Origin of the sequence: Hymenobacter pini, assembly GCF_020421205.1 — a bacterium.
In the GTDB taxonomy this organism is placed as follows: domain Bacteria; phylum Bacteroidota; class Bacteroidia; order Cytophagales; family Hymenobacteraceae; genus Hymenobacter; species Hymenobacter pini.
The window spans coordinates 196,211-215,871 of record NZ_JAIZZH010000003.1 but is presented as its reverse complement, the minus strand read 5'-3'; the positions used below and the strand labels follow the sequence as shown (position 1 = coordinate 215,871).

The following is a 19,661-nucleotide window of genomic DNA, read 5'->3' as shown; positions in this document are numbered from 1 at the left end:
AGTTCTTGCGGTATCTTCGCCCGTTCTCACATTTGCCCATTCTCGCCTTGTCCACGCGTCCTCAGGTTCACAAACTAGCTTCCCTCACTGGCCACCGCGACTGTGTGTACGCCTTAGCCGGCGTGCAGGGGCAGCACACGGTATTTTCGTCGGGGGCGGATGGCTTGGTGGTGGCCTGGCAGGCCGATGCGCCCGAGCAGGATGGGGAGCTGATAGCCCGCGTCGAAAACTCCGTGTACGCGTTGCTGCACCTGCCGGAGCGCAACCTGCTGGTGCTGGGGCACAATTTTCAGGGGGTGCAGGTGCTGGAACTGAGTACCAAAACGCTGTTGCATGCCACGGCCCTGCCACCCGTAGCCATTTTTGATCTGGCGTATTCCGAGGCGCACAACCGTCTGTACGTGGCCCTGGCCGATGGCACGCTGGCCGTGCTGCGTGGCACCGATTTTACGGTGGAAAAACTGCTGCGCCTCTCCGATAAAAGCCTGCGCTGCCTGGCCCTGCACGCCCAGCGTGGGGAGTTGGCCGTGGGCGGCTCCGACCACCGGGTGCGCATCCTGGACGCCGCCACTCTGGAAATAAAGTACACGCTCGAGGGTGCCACCAACTCGGTATTCACCTGCGCCTACTCGCCCGATGGCCGCTACCTACTCACCGCCGGCCGCGACGCGCACCTGCGCATCTGGGACGTGGAAGCCGGTTACCAGGCGCACCGCAGCATTGTGGCCCACATGTTTACTATCAACCACCTGGCTTTCTCGCCCGATGCCCGCCTGCTGGCCACCTGCAGCATGGACAAGAGCATCAAGCTCTGGGACGCGGAAACCTGGCAGCTGCTGCGCGTGGTAGACAGGGCGCGGCATGCCGGCCACGGCACCTCCGTAAACAAGTTATTTTGGCCGGGCAGCGGGAAACGGCTAGTTTCGTGTAGCGACGACCGGAGCCTGGCGGTGTGGGAGCTTACTTAGCTGTTAGCTAATGGCTGTTTGCTGTTAGCGCTTGAATTTGACAACTAGGAAAGTAACCCGCACCTGTGCGGATGCGCGGTTGTGGCCGATTTTCCTATCAGTAGCCGTTGGCGGCCAACAGCCAACAGCTAACAGCTAACAGCAAAAATGAAAATTACCGCCCTCGATATTCGGCAGAAAACCTTTGAAAAAGCCTTTCGGGGGCTGGATAAGGATGAAGTACAGGCCTTTTTGCTGACCCTCTCGCAACAGTGGGAGCGGATGGGCGACGAAAACCGGGAGCTGCGCCTGAAGCTCGACCATGCCACTCAGGAGGTAAGCAAGATGCGGGAGGTGGAAACCAGCCTGTACCGCACCCTCAAAACCGCCGAGGACACCGGCAACAGCATTACCGAGCAGGCCCAGCGCGACGCCCAGCTCCGCATTCGTGAAGCCCAATTGCAAGCGGAGCAATTACTGGCCGATGCCCGCCAGAAAGCCCGTTCGGTGGTGGAAGAAGCTTACCAGCAGGCCGAGCGCACCGTAGCCGACATGCAGAAGGAGGTAAACGGCTTAGGTCAGGAGTGCCAGCGCCTGGAAAATCTGCTCGACGGCCTCACCCGTGACTTACACAATTTGGCTTCGGAAGCCCTGGATAAAGTGGAAAAAGCCCGCAGCCGGCCCAAAGCCAGCACGGCGGCCATCCTTTCGCGGGCGGCCAGCGTAAAAGTGAATCGGCCGCAGTCCGCGGACCAATCACCTAAACCTGACCCCGCCATGTACGTTTCCACTTCTGCTACTTCCTCGGCCGCTGCCGTAGCTGGCGGCGCTGCCGCTTTCCACGGAGGCTCATCGGCTGAGGCCGCAGAGCGCCGCCCTATTGGCTACAACCCCAAGCCCGGCCAGCAACCCGACCCCAACCAACCTGGGCGGCCCGAGCCCGAAATTGAGCGTCCCGGCGCCCCAATTCCCGGTGCACCCAACCCCGATATACAACCCGGTCAGCCAAGCCAGCCCGGCCAACCCGACCGCCCGGAAATTCCGCAGCCCGTGCCCCCCTCACACCCCGGCCAGTCGGACCAGCCCAGCATGCAAACCGCCAATCTAGGTGAGAAATCGTTCTTCGACGAAATCTAAACCGCGGATTTTGCGGATTGAGCAGATTTCACGGATTTTGTGAATATCCACTGTACGAAGCCTGCCTATTGGGGCGGGCTTCGTTTTTTTGTGCCCGCGCCAGGGCGTTCCTCCCTATTTCACCATTTTATTATTTCACCGCATGGGCCAGATTGCACTGGAAGGCATGGAGTTTTTCGCCTTTCACGGATACTACGACGAGGAACAGAAAATCGGTAACAAGTACGGCGTGGACCTCTACATCGACACGGACTTGCACGCGGCGGGACAGTCGGACCAACTGCGCGAAACGGTGAACTACGAGGTATTGTACCGGGTAGTAGCCGAAGAAATGCAGGCTCCGGCCCGGCTACTAGAGCACCTGGGCCACCGGGTGCTGGACCGGGTGTTGGAAGAGTTTCCCTACATCAACGGGGTGCGGGTGAGCGTGTCGAAATTCAATCCCCCGCTGGGCGGCATCTGCCACCGGGCCCGGGTTACGCTGGAGCGTCGGCGGTAATTCCGATACTGAGCAAAACCATCTTCGCCTGCTACGGGCACACGCCTGGGAGTATCCCAATGTGTGCCCGTAGCAGGCTTTTTTGTGCCTTTTAGTATTAGTAGACAAGAGGTTGAAATATTATACGAAAAAAATCGTAGATTAAACTTGTATCTACGACATGCTTCGTATATGTTTGATGTACGAACTGGTTCGTAGCGTTCTGGCTGGGCTTCTCCTGCGCGTGGGCAGAGGCTGGCAGGCAACGGTTGCGGGTGGTTCGGTAGTCATTCATTCAGTGCCTTAGGTTTTTCTTATGAGTAAATCATCCATTCCCAAACCCACCGAATCGGAGCTGGAAATCCTGCAGGTGCTCTGGCAGCACGGGCCCAGCACCGTTCGGTTCGTGAACGACGAGCTAAACCAGCGGCGGGAGGTAGGGTACACCACTTCGCTGAAGCTGCTGCAGCTGATGCTGGACAAAGGCCTGGTGCTGCGCGACGACAACAGCAAAACTCACGTGTACCGGGCTGCCGTGCGCGAGGAGGAAACTCAGGGCCTGCTGCTCGACCGGTTCGTGGATTCCACCTTTGGAGGCTCGGCCATGAAGCTGGTGATGCAGGCCCTGGGCAACCGCCGCACCTCCCGCGAGGAGCTGGCCCAAATCCGGCGCCTGCTCAACGACATTGAAATTCAGAACGACACCACTCCACCCTCAACCGACGACGCGCAATGAACTGGCTGGAAACCTTTTTGCCCCCCGCGCTGGTGCGCGCCCTGGGCTGGACGTTGGTGCACTCCCTCTGGCAGGGAGCCGTGGTAGCGTTGGCCCTGGCGGGCTTGCTGCTGCTGCTGCGCCAGCATAGCGCCGAAGTCCGCTACCGTACCTCGGCGGCGGCCTTGCTGGTGCTGCTCACGCTGGCCAGCATCACCTTTGCCCGGTACTACACCGCCGCGCCGCCTGCGGCTTCGTCGGCCACTGCCGGTTTCACGGTAGGCAATGATGCCGCCGTACGTGCCGATGGTAGTACGCCTACAACTGCCACGGTAGCTACGGCAACCGTGCAGGCGGCTCCGGTAGCCGTGGAGCCGGCCGCGCCTACCGGTCTGCAGGCCTGGCTTACCTACTTCGATAACAACCTGCCGGTGCTGGTAGCTGCCTGGCTACTGGGGTTGCTGGCCATGACGCTCCGCCTGCTTGGGGGGCTGGCCTATGTGCAGCGCCTGCGCCGTTACCGGGTGCAGCCCCTGGCCGAGGAGTGGCAGCAGCGCCTGCAGGCCCTGGCCGATAAAGCCAACCTGAAGCAGCCGGTGCAACTGCTGGAATCGGCGCTGGTGCGGGTGCCGGTAGTGGTGGGTCACCTGAGCCCCGTAATTCTGCTGCCGCTGGGCACCGTTTCGGGCCTCAGCGCGGCATATCTGGAGGCCATTCTGGCCCACGAGCTGGCCCATGTGCAGCGCCGCGACTACCTCATGAACCTGGTGCAATCGGTAGCCGAAACCCTGTTTTTCTACCACCCGGCCGTGTGGTTTATTACGGCCTGCCTGCGCACGGAGCGTGAAAACTGCTGCGACGATGCCGCCACTGCCCTGGTAGGCGGCAATGCCCTCACCGTAGCCCGCGCCCTGGCCGCGCTAGCCGAGCTGACCGCCGCCCCCGAACCCGCCGAAACCCGCCTGGCCATGTCGGCCCTGGGCCCCGATGGCTCGGTGCTGGGCCGCATCCGGCGGCTGGTGCAGGGCCGCACGGCCCCCACGTTCACGGAGGGCTTTATGGCCGCCTGCGTTGTATTGAGCGGTTTAGTGCTGCTGACCTCGGCCGTAGCCATGGCTGACCCCCGGCCCGCCAATTCCTCATCACTGGGCAGCACTTTGAAACAACTGCCCTTCCTGAACACGGAACCTGATACCACGCAGAAAAAATCGGTAAGCCTGGCACCCGGTGCCCCAGCTACACTGCCGCCCGTTGCCGGTGAGGATGATCTGGCCGCGCTTAACGCCCCCGTGGCTACCAGCCCGGAAGCAGCTCCTGCTACTTCCTTCAATCACACGTTTAGCTCCAACGAGGCTACCGATGCCGCGGGTGGCGACGATGACGAAGGCAAGAAGCGCAAGCGCGCCCGCCAGCAGGTGGTGGTAATGCAAGGGCCCGGCCGCAGCCGCCCCGGTACTGTAGTCATTGAGAAAGACAAAAAAGGCCGTATTACCAGCCTCACGGTAGATGGCCAGCCCGTGGAAACGGCCAGTACCGGCAAACAGAAAAGCAAAAAAGCCGCCAGCCAGGTAGAGGTGATTCAGTTGCCGGCCGGCCGGCAGGCCTGGGCCAGCGGCCGGAGCTTCAATTACAACTTCGACGACAAGTTTGCCCAAGGCTTCCGTTTCCAGGGGCCGGGGCTGAGCGCCGCCGATGTGGCCCGCATCAAGGCTGATGCCCAGCGCGCCACCGCCGACGCCCGCCGCCAGCTGCGCGAAAATCCGCAGTGGCGCGTGGAGATGAACCGTGGGGCCGATGTCTGGATGGATCAGGCCGCCAAGGGCCGCCTCCAGGGGCTGAAAAACCGTCTACAGGCGCTGCAGGGCGCTGAAAACTCGCTCCGTAGCACGCTCACCGATGAGGATCTGAATGAGGAGCAGCGCGCCCAGATTGAGGAACAGCTGGAGAATATCCGGGAGCAGCAGCAGGATGCCCGTGACGATTTCCGGGAAGACCTGCGCGACCGGATGGAGGATGCTGAGGACCGTAGCCGCAACGGTGGCAACGACGATGCAACCCGCCGCCGGCTGGAAGCCGAAATGCGCCGCCACGAGGCCGAGATGCGCCGACTGGAAGCCGATATGCGTCGACATGAGAGTGATATGCGCCGCAACGAAGCCGACTTGCGCCGCTCGGAGGCTGAACTACGCCGTTCCGATGCCGACCTGCGCCGCCGTGAGGGGCGGGACTCCGAAGAAGCCTTGCTGCGCGAGTTGCGCAAGGATGGCCTCATCAAAAGCTCCAACAACGTACAGATGAGCCTAAGCCCCACCAGCTTCACGGTGAATGGCAAAAAGCAGTCGGCCGCTATGCGCGACAAATACCTGAAGCTGGTTGAAAAGCAAACCGGCCGCAAGCTGACCAAGGGTTCATTTGTGATGAACCGTCAGACCTCTGGCAGCACGGTGGACTTCCGTGGCCCCGACGCCCCGGCCGCGCCGCCAACTCCTCCTGCTCCGCCAGCAGTGGGTGCTCCCGCTCCGCCGCCACCGCCCCGGGTTCCTCGCGCCCCCCGTGCCCCCCGCTTCAACTCCGACAACATCCGGGCTGAGCTGCGCAAGGATGGAGTAATTGGCGCCAACGAAAAGAGCTTCCAGTTTCAGCTGAACGACGAAGGCCTGATCGTCAATGGCAAAAAGCAGTCGGATGCTTTGGCTAATAAGTACCGCAAGCTGGTGGATGAATCGGACGGCAATGGCCGTAATACCCACCGCAACGTGCAGATTTCGATAAGTGAATAGCTGAGTGAAAGGCTACCATCGGCCGCCGCTGCAACGGCGGCCGATTTTTTTAGTGTGAAGTATTCGTGAACAGGCAACGGTTAGGGGCCGCGCTGCATCTATTGCAGCATTCCGGCCAGCACTGGCCGGCAAAACAGACCTCCGGTACTGGCACCACCCCACGTTTTCCGCCCCGGTTGCCGGGCAATTTCATCCCCTCTACCACCTTCTGCTTGTTGTACTTTTTCTCTCGTCGTTGCGTCGTGAACTGTTGTCGTGTGCTCCTGCTACTGGTTGGCTGGCTCTGGTTGGCTGGCGCAGCACAAGCCCAAACCACCCCCGAAACGCCCGGCAATGCCGCCGTGCCCGCTCCTAAGCGCCAGCTGCAGGCCGTGCGCATCACCGAAGCCATTAAGCTGGATGGCGACCTGAACGAGGCCGCCTGGCAGCAGGCGCCCATTGCCACCGACTTCATCCAGAACCGCCCCAACCCCGGCCCCCACGAAAAGCACAAAACTGAGGTGCGCATCCTCTATGATGATGCCAACCTGTACGTGGGTGCCCTCATGCACGACGTAAGCCAGGACTCGATTATGCGGGAGCTGTCGGGGCGCGACAACATGGGCAACACCGACTTCTTCGGGATTTTCCTGGATACCTACCACGATAAAATCAACGGCTACGGCTTCTTCGTGACTACCGGTGGCGTGCAGGCCGATGCCCGCTACTCCCCGGCCGGGGGCGAGGATTTCAACTGGAATGCCGTGTGGGATTCGCGCACTGCCCTGCGCGGCACCGATTGGGTGTGCGAAATGCGGATTCCGTACTCGGCCATCCGCTTCAGCAAAGCCCCCGAGCAGCTGTGGGGCGTGAACTTCATGCGCCAGCGCAAAAAGGAAAACCAGGGCTTTTTCTGGAATGAAGTGCGCCCCGCCGTGGATGGCTTCGTGAACCAGTGGGGCGAGCTACAAGGTATTAAGGATGTGCAGCCTCCGTTGCGCCTCTCGCTTACGCCCTACATATCGGCCTACGCCAACCACTACCCCTACAACGTGCAGGGCACCCGCAACACCAGCACCTCCTTCAACGGCGGGGCCGACGTGAAATGGGGCATCAACGAGAGCTTCACGTTGGATGCCACGCTGGTTCCCGACTTCGGGCAGGTGCAGAGCGACAACCAGGTGCTCAACCTCTCGCCGTTTGAGGTGCAATACAACGAAAACCGGCAGTTCTTCACTGAAGGCACCGAGCTGTTCAACAAAGGCGACCTGTTTTACTCCCGGCGGGTAGGGGCCCAGCCCATCGGGTTCTACAACGTGAGTGGGCAGCTGCGGGCCAGCGAAATGGGCCCCGACGGTAAGCGCCGGCCGGGCGAGGCCGTGGTGAGCAACCCCGGCGTAACGCGCCTGCTCAACGCCACCAAGGTATCGGGCCGCACCAAGAACGGCCTGGGTGTAGGCGTGTTCAACGCCCTCAGCAACGACGTGTACGCCACCGTGCGCGACTCGGTGGACGGGCGGGAGCGGGACGTGCTGACGCAGCCGTTCAGCAACTACAACATTGTGGTGCTCGACCAGTCGCTCAAGAATAACTCCTACGTCTCGCTCATTAACACCAACGTGACGCGCTGGGGTAGCACCTACGATGCCAACGTGACGGGTGGCCTGTTCCGCTTCGCCAACAAAAAGAACTCCTACGCCGTGGATGGGCGGGTGGTGTACTCGCGGCGGCGCGGCAACGTGTTCGGCTCGGAGGAGCGCATCGACGACCAGAACGGTTACAAGTACCAGATTGGCGTGAGCAAAATCAGCGGCAACTTCACCTGGCAGTTGGGGCAGGGCATCGAGTCGGACCACTACAACCCCAACGACCTGGGCATTCTGTTCGGCAACAACAACATTTCGCAGTACGCCAACATCAGCTACAACAAGTACAAGCCCTTCTGGAAGGTCAATAACTTCTACTCCTGGGCCAGCCTTAGCCACTCGTTGCTGTACAAGCCCACGCGCTACCAGAACGCCAACCTGGCCGCCGGCTGGAACACCACTTTCACCAAGAGCTTCCTGACCACGGGCATGAACTTCGACGTGAACCCCGTCACCCACGACTACTACGAGCCCCGCCAGTACCCGCTGGGTGACTACTATGTGCGGGTGCCGGTGAATGCCAACGTGGGCGGGTTCATCTCCACCGACTACCGCAAAAAACTGGCCTGGGATATGAATGCCGGCGTGCGGTGGTACGCCCAGGACGACCGGTTTGCGCGGCCCCGCCGCATGGGTTACGGCTTCAACGTGTCGCCCCGCTACCGTGTAAGCAACCAGCTCAACTTCCGCTACAGCTTCGACTGGAACCTGCGCCAAAACCAGGTGGGCTACGTGAATGGCGGCCTCGACGGCAGCTTGCCTGATGATGCCCGCTTCCGCGACGACCACCCCGGCGACGTGCTGCTGGGCGTGCGCCGCGTGCTCACAGTAACTAACACGGTATCGGGCGGCTATACGTTCAACAACCGCATGTCCCTGACGGTGCGGGTGCGCCACTACACCAGCACGGTGAACTACAGCGAGTTTGCCAGCCTGGGTAAGGATGGCAAGGAGCAGCCCGTGGACTACCGCCGCAACCGGGACAATACCTTCAACGCCTTCAACGTGGATGCCGTGTACTCCTGGTGGTTTGCGCCCGGCTCGCAGGTGAGCATTGTGTGGAAAAACGCCAGCTCCTCTTTCCTGGAAGCCAACGAGGCCACCCCGCTGTACTTTGATAACCTGAGCAACACCATCAACACGCCCCACAATAACAACGTAAGCGTGAAGGTGCTGTACTATTTGGATTACCTGATGCTGAAGCGCCGCTCGAAGGTGTAATAGTGGAAGCTTACTATACCAACGGCCCGGTCGCCTGTAGCGCGTACCGGGCCGTTGGTATAGTAAGGTTTCTGGTTCATCGGGAATTGACGAGCTTCTATCGATTGGAATTGGCTGCGAACCGGAGGCCGGAGAACTTAGGGTGGAAAATCAGACAACATCCTAACCCGGAAAGCCTTATGGAACGCAAGAGTTTTTTGAAGAGCCTGTTTGTAGGCGCTATTTCGGCTCCGGCGGTATTGGCGGCCTGCAGCAAAGACGACTCGGAGGCCGCCTCGCCCACCGGCAGCGGCAGCACCTCCGGTGGGACTACCTCGGGCGGTACCAGCTCGGGGAGCTGCACCGTGGCTCCCACTGAAACCGAAGGCCCTTTCCCCACGAAAGTACCTTCGTCGTACGTGCGCTCCGACATCCGGGACGACCGCACGGGCTACAAGCTAACGGCCACCATCACCATTACCAACAGCAACGCCAGCTGCGCCGCCCTGGCCGGGGCACTGGTGGATATCTGGCACTGCGACAAAGAGGGCAACTACTCGGAGTACGGGGGCTCGGGCATGCAGAGCACCAATTATCAGAGCGTACACTTCCTGCGCGGCCGCCAAACCACCAATGCCAGCGGACAGGTGCAGTTCACCACCATCTTTCCGGGCTGGTACTCGGGCCGCGCCACCCACATCCACGTGCACGTGTACTCGGCCACCGGCACCTCCCTGAAAGTAACCCAGATTGCCTTCCCCGAAGGCACTGGCACGGCCGTAGCCGCCGTAAACGGGTACAGCAAGGGCATGAGTGGCTATACCTATAATGCCCAGGACAACGTGTTCAGCGACGGGGTAACGCAGGAGCTGGCTACCGTAACCGGCAACACCACCGACGGCTTCCAGCTGAATATTTCCTTCGCCGTACCGGCGTAGCCTCTCCGCCACCTTTGGCCGTAAGGAGAACCCGCCCCGGCGCAAGTGACTGGGGCGGGTTCTGTTGTTAAGCTGATCTGTTCTGTATGGCTGAACGTATTATTACTCTGTGCTATCGAAAAATACTGGATGCCGCCGCCTCGCGCCCCTGGGATAAGCTGGTGTTTGAGGATACCTACAACGAGTTACGGCTGCAGGCCCAGACGTTTAACCCGGAGGGCCGCTACCGCACCTACGCTGAGCTGCTGCACCACGTGCCGGGGGCTGGGCAGCTGCCGTTTCTGGTAAGCGCCGTAGCCCGCGGCTACCTGCCCCAACTGGGCGGATTAATACCTGATGTGGTGGACAACCTGGGCCGGCATTTCCTGAAGTTCAGCCGGTTTCAGTTCGAAATCATCAACTCCGACCTACGGGACCGGAGCCGGCACCAGGTGGCCATCAACTTCTACTCCGATGCCCTGAACTGGCACGACACCATTGGCACCATGCTGCTGGTTTCGGAGGCAGGCGCAGCCCCTGAAAACGGGGAGCATCTGACGTACCTGGTGCCGGTGCAGCCTTACGTGAGCGTGTATTCCATTCAGCAACTACCCGCCTTATGATGCCACAAACGCCCGGCCGCATCTACCTGGCCGACCAGCATGGCACGCTTACCACGGCGCAATCAAGCCGCCGCAGCGTGTTTTCCTTTGGGCCTTATCAGGATGCACAACGCCCAGCCCTGGGCCGCCTGCTGGCCTTTAATGAGGAAACACTAAGCGGGGGCCAGCACCTGACGCTGCCCGCCGATCAGGCCGCCTACTGCCTGCTACTGCCTCTAACCGGAGAAATTGGTTGTGGCGACGCGCTCAGTCAGGAACTGGTTCAGGTGGAACAGGTGTGGGTAGGACTAGTGCCAAACGGGCATCAGCTGGTGCTCAGCAACCCCTACACCGATGTGGCCGTGAGCTTCCTGCACATGTGGCTGGCCGCTGATACTGCCTCCGCTCAACCCCGCGCTGACGTCATCGAGTACACATTTCAACAGCTGGAAAACGGCCTAGCCTACTTAGTAAGCCCCGCTGATCAACAGTGGCCGTTTGCCCTGAGTCTGGGCCGTTTTATGGGGCGACAGGAGGATGTGTATCGGCTGCACAACGCGGATTCCTCATTCTTTACCTACGTGCTGGCCGGGGCTTTTGAGGTAGAAGGCCGTCTGCTGCATCCCAAAGATGGTCTTGCACTTTGGCAGGTGCAGGAGGTAGAGCTGGAAGCCCTCAGCAACAATGCTTTGGTAGTAATGCTGGAAGTGTGTCAGTAGCGCGCAGCTCTGCTTCGCGCACGAGCCGCAGGCGAGTTCCGGCGCGCGATGCCTCTGTAGGGCAGTTCCGGTTACTCGCTCCGCTCGTGCGCGAAGCAGAGCTGCGCGCTACAGCCTCAGCAACTCCTCGGCAGCCCCGAAGGCCGATTTACTCCCGTTCATCACCTGCCGCCGTAGTTCGGGCAAGCGGCTGGCAATTTCGGGGCGGGCGTAGAACTGGGCTTCTAGGGCCTCCCGGATGGTTTCGTGGAGCCAGTGTAGGTTTTGCTCCTGGCGGCGCTGCTGGAAGTAGCCGTTGGCCTGGGCGTGCTGTACGTATTGCTCCACCACCTGCCACACTTCGGGCACGCCCGCGCCGGTGAGGGCCGAGCTGGTGGTGACTACCGGGCTCCACCGGGAGGCAGCCAGCGGGAACAGGTGCAGGGCGTTCTGGTACTCGGCTCGGGCCCGGCGGGCAGCCTGCTCATTGCCACCGTCGGCTTTGGTGATGGTCACGGCATCGGCCATTTCCATGATGCCTTTTTTGATGCCCTGCAGCTCGTCGCCGGCCCCGGCCAGCATCAGCAGCAGGAAGAAATCCACCATACCATGTACGGCGGTTTCGCTCTGGCCCACGCCCACGGTTTCCACGAAAATAACATCGTGGCCGGCGGCTTCGCAGAGGGCCAGGGCCTCGCGGGTGCTGCGCGTAACCCCGCCCAGGCTGCGGCCGGCGGGGCTGGGCCGGATGAACGCCTGCGGGTGGGCAGCCAGCTCATTCATGCGGGTTTTGTCGCCGAGGATGCTGCCCCCGCTGCGCTGGCTGCTGGGGTCCACGGCCAATACCGCTAGGCGCTTGCCCTGCTCACGCACCAGGTGCAGGCCCAGGGCCTCAATGAACGTGCTTTTGCCTACACCCGGCACGCCCGTAATACCCAGCCGTACCGAGCGGCCTGCGTGCGGGAGCACGGCGTCCAGCACCTGCCGGGCCAGGGTCTGGTCGGAAGGCAGGGTGCTTTCTACCAGCGTAATAGCCCGGCTGAGCATGATGCGGTTGCCGGCCAGCACGCCGTCGATGTACTCAGCAGGGGAAAAGCGTTTGGGCACGAAACGTACATAAATGGGCCGGCGCGCGTAGCTTGCGGCGCTGCACCCGGAAAGCAGTATTTTACGGTAAGACCGGGCCCGCAGGCCGCCGCTTACCGCTGCAAGCTACAGCTTACCTCAAATTTCTGCCATGACTATCTCCCGATTTGCCGCTGCCCTGACGGCGCTGGTGCTTGGAAGCACCGCCCCACTCTACGCGCAGAACGAGCTGAGCAATTTCACGGCCACCGGCCGGGGCGGGGTGGCTACCACCTTCGCCTCCGATTACCAGGCCATCGGTATCAACCCCGCCAACCTGGGGCGGGTAGGCGGGGCTACGGTGGCCTTCACCATTGGCGAAGTAGGAGCGGGGGCCGCCTCCCAGTCGCTCACGCGGCAGCAGCTCCGCCGGTTTATTACGGATGTTAACCAGCAGCTCACGGCCGCCGAGAAGCAGGCATTGGCTACGGCCTTCAACTCCAACAATGCGCTCAACTTCAACGCTGATGCCACTACCCTGGCCCTGGCCGTGCAGCTGCCCGTCATCGGGGGCATTGCCATCAGCAACCGGGTGCGCACGGCCGGGCACGTGGGGCTGAATAAAAACGCCGCCGATATTCTGTTTCTGGGCAAAGACGCGCCCATTTACACCAGCACGGCGGCGGGCAACGTGCCGCTGGTGACGGAGGCGCTGGCCGGCACCGAAATGCAGTTCTCGGTGCTGAATGAATACAATATTGCCTGGGGTACCCGCCTGGTGGATTTGCCGCTGTTTCAACTGTCGGCCGGGGCAGGGTACCGCTATATTCAAGGTGTTGGCATTGTGGATGTGCGCGTGCAGCCCGGCGACCTGAAGGCCTACAGCTCCATGTCGCCGGTATTTGATATTGACTACGGCAGCCTGGCGAATAATCCTAGCTTCAACCTGCGCACCGGCGGCGGCCTTAACCCCGTGGGCAAGGGGCACGGCTTCGATGTAGGCGTGGCCGCCGAGGTGGGCAAAGCCGTGCGCCTGGGCCTGGCCGTGACGGACATGGGCAGTATGACGTGGACCGGCAACCTGCTCACGGCCAACGACCAGAAGCTGAAGCGGCTGAAATCGAGCGGGGTGGGCAGTTACAACTTCATCAAGGAAGCCGCCGAAATATTTGCCTCCGGCTCCGACAGCCTGTTCCAGTACCAAACCAGCCAAGACCGCCGCGCCGACTTACCTACCAAGCTGCGGGCCGGAGCCGGGGTGCGGCTGAGCGAATATTTCGAAGTAGGGTTGGACGCAACTATGCCGCTCAACGCAGTGGCCGGCAACATTCCCTCTACCTTCGTGGGGGCCGGCATCGACTACAAACCGGTAAAATGGCTGCGCCTGAGCAGCGGCGTTACGGGCGGGGCGGGCTACGGCTTCAGCATACCGCTGGGCTTCACGCTGGTTACGTCGTTCTACGAAGCCGGCATCAGCACCCGCGACGTAGCTGGCCTCGTTACCTCTGAGCACCCGTACCTGTCGGCCGCCGGCGGTTTCCTGCGGTTCAAGCTGGGTGGGAAAAGTCAGTAGAAGGTGAAATAATAAGTTGGCGAGGGGAGAAGCCGTCATTGCGAGTACGAAGGACGAAGCAATCCGTCCTTTTCAGGGGGCAAAACCTTGAGAAGCAGAAAGCCCCTGACGTCCGTGCTGACGTCAGGGGCTTTTGAATAGGTTAGGAAATGCGCGCTACGTCAAGGAAGGATTGCTTCTGACACTGGCTTGATGCGCCACATGCCTCCCAATGACGGTTCCGTTTTCCTCTATTTTCCCGGCTCGGTAATAAAGTTGGGCAGGCCGAGTTTGCTGCGGCGTCCCCCGAGCTTGAGGCCGTCATCCACGTACTTGGCGGCCTCAGAGTTGGGGTTCTGAATAACGCCCAGGAACATATTGTCCTCGCGGGCCACGTAGATGTTGCCGTCGGGGGCGCGCTGCAGGGTGCCCACTTTGCGGTTGGCCGATTTGCCGATGACGGTGGCTTTGCCGGTCTTCAGGTCGAACTGGTACACTTGGGCCTGGCCGCCTCCTTCGCCGTTGCTGGAGCCATAGAGCTTTGAGCCATCGGGGGAGAATTCTACCCCGTAAGCCTCAGGGTAAGGGGCAAAGGCCTTTACGTTTTTCACCTGCCCTGTGGTGCGGTCAAAGTCGAAAACCTCGTACTTATTGGCCTCCCGCCATAGGGCCACGGCCAGCTTGCGGCCATCGGGCGAGAACTTCATGGCCCCAATGGCGTTGCGGCCCGGGCCGGCGTGCATGCTGCCCACGTTGCTCATGATGGGCTTGCTCTCTACGCCGTCGGGCGTTACCAAGTAACTTACGAAGGCGTTGGAATTCCAGCGGTGAGCCACCACCCATACGTCGCGGCCGTTCTGGTGACGCACGGCGGCCAGCTTCTCGGCCACGGGGGTAATCAGCAGGGCATTTACGCGGGGTACGTCGCCGAGGCCGTTTTCCCGGGTCATATCCACCACCGAATAGCGCAGACCGTTGGAGCCGCCCTGGGCACCCACCGTAAACACGTAAAACACGTTGCCGGAGCCGGGGTCGGGCACGATGAGGGCGCTCTGGGTGCTGGAGTTGGAGCCCATCAGCTTGCGGCCGTTGGGCATCACCTGGTGCTGGCGGTTGAATACAAACTCCCCGTTGGTGTAGAACAGCAGCTGGCCCTGCTGGTTGGTGGCCACGGCCGAGCCCTCGTAAGTAGTCATTTTGCTGGTGAGCAGTGGAGTAGGCGCGCCGCCTCCGGCCGGGAACTGGAGCCCGGCCTGCTGGCCAAACAGCCAGATGGATTGCTCCCGTTGGGCTGAGGCCAAACCTGGCAGCAACAGCATCAGCAACAAGGGCAGGAAAGAAAGTCGTTTCATACGGAAATGAACAGGGCAGAAAGCGTTATGGCCACCCTATAACGCAATTCCGTGCCAGAAATGATGCGCCAGCACTATGCGAGCTGGTTTATACGTCGAACTCGCCCGCCAGCAGCCGCGGAATCAGGGGACGGATGATGTTGTAGCTGGCGCCCCACAGCGGGTGCCCGCCAGCTAGCCGGTAAAACGGTATTCGGCGCGGGCCGGGCCAGCCTGGCAACTCCCAAGTCTCTTCGGTGTGGTTGGCCGCATCAGCCAGGTAGTGAAGCGGGATTTCCAGCACTTCATCTACCTCGGCGGTTTGCCACTGCCACACGGCCGGCCGCCGGATGCGGCCCAGAAACGGGCTAATACGGAAGCCGCTGAGCACCGGCACGGTAGGCAGGGCGGCCAGAATTTCCACGTCGTTGGGCGGGAGGTGTACCTCCTCAAAGGCTTCCCGCAGGGCTGTGGCCTGCAAATCAGCATCCTGGGGCTCCGGTTTACCGCCGGGGAAAGCCAGCTGGCCTCCGTGCACGCCAAAAGCGGCCCGGCGCACCATCACCACCTGTAGCTCGCCGGCCCCGTCGCGGAATACGGGTACTAGCACCGCGGAGTCGCGGAGAATTTTCGGAATCAGAAATTCGGGCATAATGCAACAGCGCCGCCGCGGATTTGCCCGCAGCGGCGCTGGAAAGGTACGGCAGCGCGCAGATTTGCCCGCCCGATACTGGTGCCCGAGGTTAGTAAAGGTAACCCAGAGCGGCCCGGTCGTTGGAGTTGAATGGCCGGCTCTGGCCCGAGCCAATGCAGGCCAGCATCCAGGAGTTGGGGTCGGCGTCGGCGGGCGTGCCCGGAATCAGGATAGCGCCCACCGTGCTAGCACCTTCGTTGCTGGTGGAGCCGCCGCAGCTGTAGCTCCGGTCCATGTAGTCGGTGTGACGGAAGCCAATGCAGTGGCCAATTTCGTGGGCCAGAATGGTAGCCAGGTAGCCCGTAACCGGGTTGGTGCCAATGGCGCGCGAGTTCACCTTCACTTGGTTATAGGGCGCGCCACCCGAGGGGAAACCAGCCGAGGCCAGGTAGCTGCCGCTGGCCTTCACAATGCTGATTGCACCGCCCGATGATACCCGCTGGAAGGTGAGTTGCAGGTTTTGGGCGTTGTAGCGGGCCAGGGCCTCATCCAGGCCGGCCACGTAGGAACTGGGCAGCTGGTTGGAAATACTCACGGTAATTACCCGGGGCAGGCCGGTTACCAGGTTGGTGGTGCGGTACTGCTCATCCTTGCCCACGCGCAGCAGCTGCACCGAAGCCGGCTGGCTCAGCTGCTCCGGCGACAACCGAATGTCTCCTTCCACTACATAGCTGCCATCATCGTCGCGCGTTACGTTGGCGGCGCTGAAGCCTTGCTGCCGAATCTGCGTCAGCGCCTCGGCACTGATATCGGTGTTCTTATTTACAACTGCTTCTTTTTCGGAGCAGCCGCTTAATACTGGCAGCGCCGCAACGCCTGCTAGCAGGAAGTAAGAGGTAAGTTTCATACGGTTGTGGTTGTGGTGAATGGATTGATTAATGTATTAAATAAAGTTTTTGTGTTGATATTTTAATTAAATTTTAATTCGCGAAAAGCAGACGAAAGCGAGTTACAGTGCCTCGTATTGCCCTTCAGCACTAATAGCAATAGCGGGTACCTCATGCGTGCGCTCAAATACCTCATACCCGGGGGCTAGTTGTTGCCAGAATGCTAGATGCGGGCTGGTCATGCGCCGGGCCAAGTTGTCGGCCGTCAGCTCAAACGGGAAAATGTGTACCGGAATACTCGTCTGGCCCGCACTGCGGGCCTCCACGGCCAGCACGTAGAGCTCCTGAATACCAGCATCCGTGATAGGCAGGCAGCCAATGGTTTCGTTGGAGCCGTGGATAAAAATGTCGTTGCCGGGGTCCAGCAGGCCGGCGCGGTGCTGGTCGGCCGCGTTGGGGTAGTCGAGGCCCAGGGACAGGAAGTACTTGCTGTCGGGGTTGAAGCGGTTGATGGTATAAAAGCCCTCCGGAATCTGCCCGTCGCCGGCCTGCCGCTTAGGGCCCAGTGTACCCGAAGTACCGGCCAGCCCAAACGTACGCAGCAGTACAAACTGCCCCCGGCTCTGGTTCCGCCCCCACACTTCTACCCGCCGGCCAATTTTAAAGGCCCTGACGAATAGCTCTAGTTTATCGGGGGCTAAGCCATTACGCCGTATCAACGCATGCACTGCGGCCTCATTGGCGGCGTAGGCAGTGCGTACCCGCGGAAATAGTAGCTGATTAGCTCGAAACGAGGGGTTGGGCTCGGCTCGACGGGCCGTGGAGCGGGCCACCAGCGCTACCAGTAAAGCGCCCGCCACCAGCAGAAATACACGCATAAAAGTAAGGAGAGAGGCCAGTACCGATACCAGCGGCCAGCTAACGGCCTCGCCACAGCTGTTAGTATAGAATAAACTTTATATAGTGGAAACGCCAAGGTTATCGTTCCGACCAGCTTTTGCGTAGGGAGCAACTATGCCTCCAGCCTCTGCCCGGCCTGCTACCTACCAGCCCGACCCGCTTGGGGCGGATTTTGAACAGCTTCCGCTTCCGCAGCCCCCCGACTACGAAGGCCCCGTGCAGGCCGTGCTAGTGCGCTGTCGGCTGCCCATCACCGCTCAGGGACGAGCCGTGCTGTACGTACATGGCTTCAACGACTACTTCTTCCAGCGCGAAATGGCCGAGCAGTACACTGCCCACGGCTACCGGTTTTTCGCCCTCGATTTGCGCAAATACGGCCGGGCGCTGCTGCCCAAGCAGCGGCCCAACAACGTGCGCAGCCTCACCGAGTACTTCGCCGACCTGGATGCGGCTTTGGTGGAGTTGCAGACGGAAGGGTATTCGGAGGTGATACTCAGCGGCCATTCCACTGGTGGGCTCATTACGGGGGTGTACCTGGCCCAGCGGCAGCCTCCGGCGGTACGGGCGCTGGTGCTGAACAGTCCGTTTCTGGAGTTGCATCAGTCGTGGCTGCGGCGGCATGTGGCGGTGCCAGTGGCCACGGCGCTGGGAGCCCGCTGGCCCAACCTGCCATTGCCCGCCGGCCTGCCCGATACCTACGGACAAAGCCTGCACCGGGCGTACCGGGGCCACTGGGACTATGAGCTTGCCTGGAAGCCCAACCATGTATTTCCGGTGAATGCCGGTTGGCTGCGGGCCATCCGGCAAGGGCAAAAGCAGGTACGCCGAGGGCTGCACTTGCCCGTGCCCGTGCTGGTGCTGCACTCCGACCGCACTGCCACCGGCCGCAATTGGCACGAGGATTTTCAGCGCACGGATATTGTGCTGGACGTTGACCATATTCGCAAGCTAGCCCCGCGTCTGGGGCCGCAGGTTACACTGCAAAGCATTTCCGGTGCCGTGCACGATGTTTTCCTATCGGCGCCGGCGGTGCGGGCTGAAGCCTACGAGCGACTATTTGCATGGCTTGCCGTGGCGGTAGAAACTCCTGAAAGTGTAATTCCGCACGTATGAAAGCTGTCCGTTACTTCCTATTGGTGCTTGCGTTAGGATGCGCGTATGCCGCGCAGGCACAAACTAGCACATCCCTGGCCGCCACCCTGCGCGCCAGCAAATGGCAGAAGCGGGTTCTGCTGCTGTGTGCCCCTACGCCGGACGATGCCGACCTGGTTCGGCAACGGCAGCTGCTAGGCCCGGTGCGGGGCCAGCTGAATTCCCGGGACTTGCTGGTGCGGGAAATCATCTTCAGCCAGCTCTCTACTACCGACACCCGCTACCTGTGGGAGCAACTGAACGTGCAGCCCGGCCGGTTTGCGGTACTGCTTATTGGCAAAGACGGCGGCGTAAAACGGCGCGAAACAACCCCGCTCCCAACCGCCCAGCTATTTTCAACTATTGACGCCATGCCCATGCGCCAGCAGGAAATGCGTCGGGCGGAGCAGTAGCCTCGTCCATTTGGTTGCCAGTGCTTAGATAGACGCTAATCATATGAAAAGGCAGCCCACGGAAGACAGTTAGTCGAGCTTACCTCAACCACGCGTATTCCTCAAAAGGAATAAGTAACTACTTTTGCGGGCTACGCGACTACCTCTCTTATGCACCCCGACTCTACCCGCATTCGTCTTCAACCCGCCAACACGCAGCGTATCCCGTTCTGGGGGCAGCTTTTTCTGGGCCTGCTCTGGATAGCTTACACGGTGGCCCTGATTGTGACGGGCGAGGGCAAAAGCGACATGAATTTCCTGCACTACGTATTTCTGGCGTTCAGCTTGGTATACCTGGGCTACGTGCTGGTGCATAACGCGCCGGTGTTCGGCACGCAGAGCTACCTGGAGTTCACGCCCGCCTATATTGTGCACAAAGACGGCCTGTTCCGGCCGAAGCAGGCCTTCCCCGCCGAGGAAATTGCGGGTCTGGAGCTGGTGCCCCAGCAGCTGCGCGTGCAGCTGAAAGAAGGCAGCACGTATGCTCTGAGCCTGCGCCAGGTGAAAGGTGCCAAGCGCAAGCGCATCCTCCGCGAGCAAGTACGGGGCTTCGCTGCCAAGCACGGCATTGCCCTGCGTGACGCTCAGTAATACGTTTTCCACCATAAGC

General features: G+C 61.1%; 18 protein-coding genes. 13 read left to right on the top strand and 5 right to left on the bottom strand.

From position 1 onward, the window contains the following. Positions 1-47 precede the first annotated feature (47 nt). The 9 genes from LF252_RS12195 (at position 48) to LF252_RS12155 (ending at position 11,120) form a co-directional block, all read left to right on the top strand. Positions 48-968: a WD40 repeat domain-containing protein gene (locus tag LF252_RS12195; RefSeq protein ID WP_226269873.1), complete on the top strand. Its 921-nt coding sequence runs from the start codon at positions 48-50 to the stop codon at positions 966-968. A gap of 147 nt (positions 969-1,115) precedes the next feature. After that, positions 1,116-2,084, top strand: coding sequence for a DivIVA domain-containing protein (locus LF252_RS12190; RefSeq protein ID WP_226269872.1), 969 nt, complete (start codon positions 1,116-1,118; stop codon positions 2,082-2,084). 142 nt (positions 2,085-2,226) lie between these two features. After that, positions 2,227-2,583: a dihydroneopterin aldolase gene (gene folB / locus LF252_RS12185; protein ID WP_226269871.1), complete on the top strand. Its 357-nt coding sequence runs from the start codon at positions 2,227-2,229 to the stop codon at positions 2,581-2,583. Positions 2,584-2,878: 295 nt separating this feature from the next. Continuing rightward, complete coding sequence (locus LF252_RS12180; RefSeq protein WP_226269870.1) at positions 2,879-3,298, top strand: BlaI/MecI/CopY family transcriptional regulator; 420 nt, start codon at positions 2,879-2,881, stop codon at positions 3,296-3,298. Further along, positions 3,295-6,057, top strand: coding sequence for a M56 family metallopeptidase (locus LF252_RS12175; RefSeq protein WP_226269869.1), 2,763 nt, complete (start codon positions 3,295-3,297; stop codon positions 6,055-6,057). Before LF252_RS12180 ends, LF252_RS12175 begins: the two co-directional genes overlap by 4 nt. A gap of 257 nt (positions 6,058-6,314) precedes the next feature. Next, on the top strand, positions 6,315-8,903 hold the full coding sequence (locus LF252_RS12170) for a DUF5916 domain-containing protein (RefSeq protein WP_226269868.1): 2,589 nt from the start codon (positions 6,315-6,317) through the stop codon (positions 8,901-8,903). 179 nt (positions 8,904-9,082) lie between these two features. Next, on the top strand, positions 9,083-9,820 hold the full coding sequence (locus LF252_RS12165; RefSeq protein WP_226269867.1) for a dioxygenase family protein: 738 nt from the start codon (positions 9,083-9,085) through the stop codon (positions 9,818-9,820). Positions 9,821-9,906: 86 nt separating this feature from the next. Then, positions 9,907-10,422, top strand: a complete 516-nt coding sequence (locus tag LF252_RS12160; protein WP_226269866.1) for a hypothetical protein — start codon at positions 9,907-9,909, stop codon at positions 10,420-10,422. Further along, entirely contained in the window at positions 10,419-11,120 is a 702-nt protein-coding gene (locus tag LF252_RS12155) for a pirin family protein (RefSeq protein ID WP_226269865.1), read from the top strand. The genes LF252_RS12160 and LF252_RS12155 overlap by 4 nt, the downstream gene beginning before the upstream one ends. A 108-nt stretch (positions 11,121-11,228) precedes the next feature. On the opposite strand, the gene meaB is transcribed toward LF252_RS12155, so the two are convergent. Next, positions 11,229-12,206 carry a methylmalonyl Co-A mutase-associated GTPase MeaB gene (meaB, locus tag LF252_RS12150; protein ID WP_226269864.1) on the bottom strand — a complete coding sequence of 326 codons (978 nt, stop codon included), beginning with the start codon at positions 12,204-12,206 and terminating at the stop codon, positions 11,229-11,231. A 130-nt stretch (positions 12,207-12,336) separates the two neighbouring features. Here meaB and LF252_RS12145 point away from each other — a divergent pair, with 130 nt between their 5' ends. Continuing rightward, entirely contained in the window at positions 12,337-13,737 is a 1,401-nt protein-coding gene (locus LF252_RS12145) for a DUF5723 family protein (RefSeq protein ID WP_226269863.1), read from the top strand. Between the two features lie 230 nt (positions 13,738-13,967). Here LF252_RS12145 and LF252_RS12140 read toward each other — a convergent pair whose 3' ends face one another. The 4 genes from LF252_RS12140 to LF252_RS12125 all read right to left on the bottom strand — a co-directional run bounded on the left by LF252_RS12140 (position 13,968) and on the right by LF252_RS12125 (position 17,446). Further along, positions 13,968-15,068 (bottom strand): TolB family protein, encoded by a 1,101-nt coding sequence (locus LF252_RS12140; RefSeq protein WP_226269862.1) that lies wholly within the window; start codon positions 15,066-15,068, stop codon positions 13,968-13,970. 88 nt (positions 15,069-15,156) lie between these two features. Next, entirely contained in the window at positions 15,157-15,699 is a 543-nt protein-coding gene (locus LF252_RS12135) for an NUDIX hydrolase (RefSeq protein ID WP_226269861.1), read from the bottom strand. A 91-nt stretch (positions 15,700-15,790) separates the two neighbouring features. Continuing rightward, positions 15,791-16,588, bottom strand: coding sequence for a M57 family metalloprotease (locus LF252_RS12130; protein WP_226269860.1), 798 nt, complete (start codon positions 16,586-16,588; stop codon positions 15,791-15,793). 102 nt (positions 16,589-16,690) lie between these two features. Further along, complete coding sequence (locus LF252_RS12125; RefSeq protein WP_226269859.1) at positions 16,691-17,446, bottom strand: L,D-transpeptidase family protein; 756 nt, start codon at positions 17,444-17,446, stop codon at positions 16,691-16,693. 136 nt (positions 17,447-17,582) lie between these two features. On the opposite strand from LF252_RS12125, the gene LF252_RS12120 reads away from it, so the two are divergent. From LF252_RS12120 to LF252_RS12110, 3 genes are all read left to right on the top strand, one after another. Next, positions 17,583-18,581 (top strand): alpha/beta hydrolase, encoded by a 999-nt coding sequence (locus LF252_RS12120; RefSeq protein WP_226269858.1) that lies wholly within the window; start codon positions 17,583-17,585, stop codon positions 18,579-18,581. Next, the gene (locus LF252_RS12115; RefSeq protein WP_226269857.1) at positions 18,578-19,012 is read left to right on the top strand and encodes a DUF4174 domain-containing protein; all 435 of its coding nucleotides are present in this window, start codon (positions 18,578-18,580) and stop codon (positions 19,010-19,012) included. The genes LF252_RS12120 and LF252_RS12115 overlap by 4 nt, the downstream gene beginning before the upstream one ends. Positions 19,013-19,162: 150 nt before the next feature. Next, positions 19,163-19,642 (top strand): hypothetical protein, encoded by a 480-nt coding sequence (locus LF252_RS12110; protein ID WP_226269856.1) that lies wholly within the window; start codon positions 19,163-19,165, stop codon positions 19,640-19,642. The last annotated feature ends 19 nt before the right edge of the window (positions 19,643-19,661 follow it).

Excerpts from the sequence above, each read along its gene's own strand:
- LF252_RS12115 (WP_226269857.1), top strand. The coding sequence starts at position 18,578 with ATGAAAGCTGTCCGTTACTTCCTATTGGTGCTTGCGTTAGGATGCGCG.
- LF252_RS12155 (WP_226269865.1), top strand. The coding sequence starts at position 10,419 with ATGATGCCACAAACGCCCGGCCGCATCTACCTGGCCGACCAGCATGGC.
- LF252_RS12175 (WP_226269869.1), top strand. The coding sequence starts at position 3,295 with ATGAACTGGCTGGAAACCTTTTTGCCCCCCGCGCTGGTGCGCGCCCTG.
- LF252_RS12110 (WP_226269856.1), top strand. The coding sequence starts at position 19,163 with ATGCACCCCGACTCTACCCGCATTCGTCTTCAACCCGCCAACACGCAG.
- LF252_RS12190 (WP_226269872.1), top strand. The coding sequence starts at position 1,116 with ATGAAAATTACCGCCCTCGATATTCGGCAGAAAACCTTTGAAAAAGCC.
- LF252_RS12165 (WP_226269867.1), top strand. The coding sequence starts at position 9,083 with ATGGAACGCAAGAGTTTTTTGAAGAGCCTGTTTGTAGGCGCTATTTCG.
- folB (WP_226269871.1), top strand. The coding sequence starts at position 2,227 with ATGGGCCAGATTGCACTGGAAGGCATGGAGTTTTTCGCCTTTCACGGA.
- LF252_RS12120 (WP_226269858.1), top strand. The coding sequence starts at position 17,583 with ATGCCTCCAGCCTCTGCCCGGCCTGCTACCTACCAGCCCGACCCGCTT.
- LF252_RS12130 (WP_226269860.1), bottom strand. The coding sequence starts at position 16,588 with ATGAAACTTACCTCTTACTTCCTGCTAGCAGGCGTTGCGGCGCTGCCA.
- LF252_RS12140 (WP_226269862.1), bottom strand. The coding sequence starts at position 15,068 with ATGAAACGACTTTCTTTCCTGCCCTTGTTGCTGATGCTGTTGCTGCCA.
- LF252_RS12145 (WP_226269863.1), top strand. The coding sequence starts at position 12,337 with ATGACTATCTCCCGATTTGCCGCTGCCCTGACGGCGCTGGTGCTTGGA.
- LF252_RS12180 (WP_226269870.1), top strand. The coding sequence starts at position 2,879 with ATGAGTAAATCATCCATTCCCAAACCCACCGAATCGGAGCTGGAAATC.
- LF252_RS12135 (WP_226269861.1), bottom strand. The coding sequence starts at position 15,699 with ATGCCCGAATTTCTGATTCCGAAAATTCTCCGCGACTCCGCGGTGCTA.
- LF252_RS12125 (WP_226269859.1), bottom strand. The coding sequence starts at position 17,446 with ATGCGTGTATTTCTGCTGGTGGCGGGCGCTTTACTGGTAGCGCTGGTG.
- LF252_RS12160 (WP_226269866.1), top strand. The coding sequence starts at position 9,907 with ATGGCTGAACGTATTATTACTCTGTGCTATCGAAAAATACTGGATGCC.